At 60.9% G+C, this 2,477-nt stretch carries 3 protein-coding genes; all 3 read left to right on the top strand.

All coding sequences use genetic code 11. The annotated features are described in order from the left end of the window. Nucleotides 1–75: 75 nt before the first annotated feature. The 3 genes from E8Q41_RS17040 to E8Q41_RS17050 all read left to right on the top strand — a co-directional run bounded on the left by E8Q41_RS17040 (nt 76) and on the right by E8Q41_RS17050 (nt 2,464). Nucleotides 76–507, top strand: coding sequence for a transposase (locus tag E8Q41_RS17040; RefSeq protein ID WP_137156759.1), 432 nt, complete (start codon nt 76–78; stop codon nt 505–507). Next, nucleotides 504–860 (top strand): IS66 family insertion sequence element accessory protein TnpB, encoded by a 357-nt coding sequence (gene tnpB, locus E8Q41_RS17045; protein WP_137156760.1) that lies wholly within the window; start codon nt 504–506, stop codon nt 858–860. Before E8Q41_RS17040 ends, tnpB begins: the two co-directional genes overlap by 4 nt. A 71-nt stretch (nt 861–931) precedes the next feature. Next, nucleotides 932–2,464, top strand: coding sequence for an IS66 family transposase (locus tag E8Q41_RS17050; RefSeq protein WP_137156761.1), 1,533 nt, complete (start codon nt 932–934; stop codon nt 2,462–2,464). The last annotated feature ends 13 nt before the right edge of the window (nt 2,465–2,477 follow it).

A 2,477-nucleotide genomic window follows, 5' to 3' on the forward strand; every position in this document is an offset into this window, starting at 1 on the left:
GTAAGCGCCGTTTTGACCCCACCTTCCGGATCAGCGTGCGATTGTTGATGTTGTGGCCGAACGAGGCTCCGACATATGACGATTACAGGGTTTACGCATAGCACCAGCGTGGATGCGCCGGTGCAACGGTTTGAGGTTTTCACCGGAGCCGGCCGCAGGCGCGACTGGAGCGACGAGGAGAAGGATCAAATCGTCGCCGAGAGCTATAGCGGTGAGATGTCGGTCAGCGCTGTTGCGCGGCGGCATGGCTTATCTCCGGGTCAATTGTTCACTTGGCGGCGGCAGGTGCGTAAGCAAGCGGAGCCAGCCGTGCCTCCGATGTTTGTGCCTGCGGTCATTGATCGTGCGGTAGAGCCACCTCCGCCACGGCGAAAGACGATAACGAGGCAAGCGCCTTCCATTGCGGCAATCGAGCTTGAGGTTGGCGGCGCGATCGTGAGGATCGCACCTGGCACGGACAGTGCAACCATTGCCGCCGTGATCCAGGCCTTGAAGGCATCATCGTGATTGGTCCGTCTGGTGCGGTAAAGGTCATGATCGCCACCAAGCCCGTCGACTTCCGCAAAGGCGCGGACGGATTGGCGGCACTGGTGAAGGCTGAGATGGGCGCCGATCCGTTTTCTGGCGCGATCTACGTGTTTCGAGCCAAACGCACGGACCGGATCAAGCTGATCTTCTGGGACGGCAGCGGCGTGTGCCTGGTCGCCAAACGGCTTGAGGATGGCGAGTTCCATTGGCCTCGACTACAGGACGGCGCGATGCATCTGACCGCCGCTCAGTTCTCAGCTTTGTTTGAGGGATTGGACTGGAAGCGGGTGCATGCGTCGAGCGAAACGCGCATCCCGGTAAAGGCTGGATAGCGGCCGCGACCAATTGAATCAGCACCATTCGGCCTCTCGTTCCGGCCAGCAAAATATGCTGTTCTCGATCCATGACGATGAGGGCGGACGAGCTTCCGGATGACCTGAACGCGCTGAAAGCCATGGTGCTTTCGCGTGAGGCGGAGAATGCCCGCCTTCGCCAGATCATCAAGGAATTGCAGCGCCACCGCTTCGGCCGCCGTGCCGAGACCCTTCCCGAAGACCAGCTTCTTTTGGGGCTTGAGGAAGCCGAGCAGGTAGAGGCTGCCGGGCTGGAAGAGAAGGAGCAGGCGTCGAATGCTCTTCGCCAGTCGCAAGTCGCCAAGCGGCGCACGAACCGGGGTTCGCTGCCAGCACACCTGCCGCGCATCGAGGTCGTGGTCGATATCGATGACCATGCCTGTCCGTGCTGCCGCAACGACCTGCATCGGATCAGCGAGGACGTCAGCGAGAAGCTCGATATTGTGCCCGCCCAATTCCGCGTGCTTGTGATGCGTCGCCCGAAATATGCCTGCCGGGCTTGCGAAGAGGTCGTTGTCCAGGCACCGGCCCCGGCAAGATTGATCGAAGGCGGCATTCCGACAGAGGCGACCGTCGCCCAGGTTCTGGTCTCCAAATATGCCGATCATTTGCCCCTTTATCGGCAGGCACAAATCTACAAGCGTCAAGGCATCGATCTCGATCGTTCGACGCTCGCCGACTGGGTCGGTCGCGCCGCCTGGCATCTTCGCCCCGTCCATCAGCGGTTGCTTGAACATTTGAAGTCGTCGTCCAAGCTGTTTGCCGACGAGACGACAGCACCCGTGCTCGACCCGGGACGCGGCAAAACCAAGACCGGCCAGCTCTGGGCCTATGCGCGTGATGACAGGCCGTGGCAGGGGGATGACCCACCCGGCGTCGCCTATGTCTATGCGCCGGACCGCAAAGGCGAACGGCCGATGGCCCATCTCGGCGGCTTCATCGGCATCCTGCAGGTCGACGGCTACAGTGGATATCGCCCGCTCGCGGCAAAGAACACCGTGTCGCTTGCCTTCTGCTGGTCCCACGTTCGCCGCCGCTTCTACGAACTGGCCGCCGCCGGTCCGGCGCCCATCGCCAGCGAGGCACTCAGACGCATCGCCGAACTTTACAAGATCGAAGACGAGATACGTGGCTGCACACACGAGGAGCGTAGCGCCAAGCGCCTGGAGAAGAGCCGACCAATCACCGACAGCCTCGCTCCCTGGCTGCGTGAACAACTCGGCTACATCAGCCAGAAGACAAAGCTCGCCGAAGCAATCCGTTATTCCTTGTCACGCTGGGACGGCTTGACCCGCTTCATCGACGATGGCCGGATCGAGATCGACTCCAACACTGTCGAGCGATCCATCAGGCCAATTGCCCTCAATCGCAAAAACGCGCTATTTGCCGGTTCCGACGCCGGGGCCGAACACTGGGCAACCATCGCGTCGTTGATAGAGACCGCCAAACTCAACGACGTTGAGCCGCTGGCCTATCTCTCAGACATCCTCACCAAGATCGTCAACGGCCATTCAAATAGCCAGATCGACGAACTGTTGCCGTGGGCATACGCCGCAAACGGCGAAATCAAAGCCGTGGCCTGAGAACATCGCTTAC

Source organism: Rhizobium sp. FKL33, from assembly GCF_005222915.1.
Lineage (GTDB): Bacteria > Pseudomonadota > Alphaproteobacteria > Rhizobiales > Rhizobiaceae > Rhizobium_E.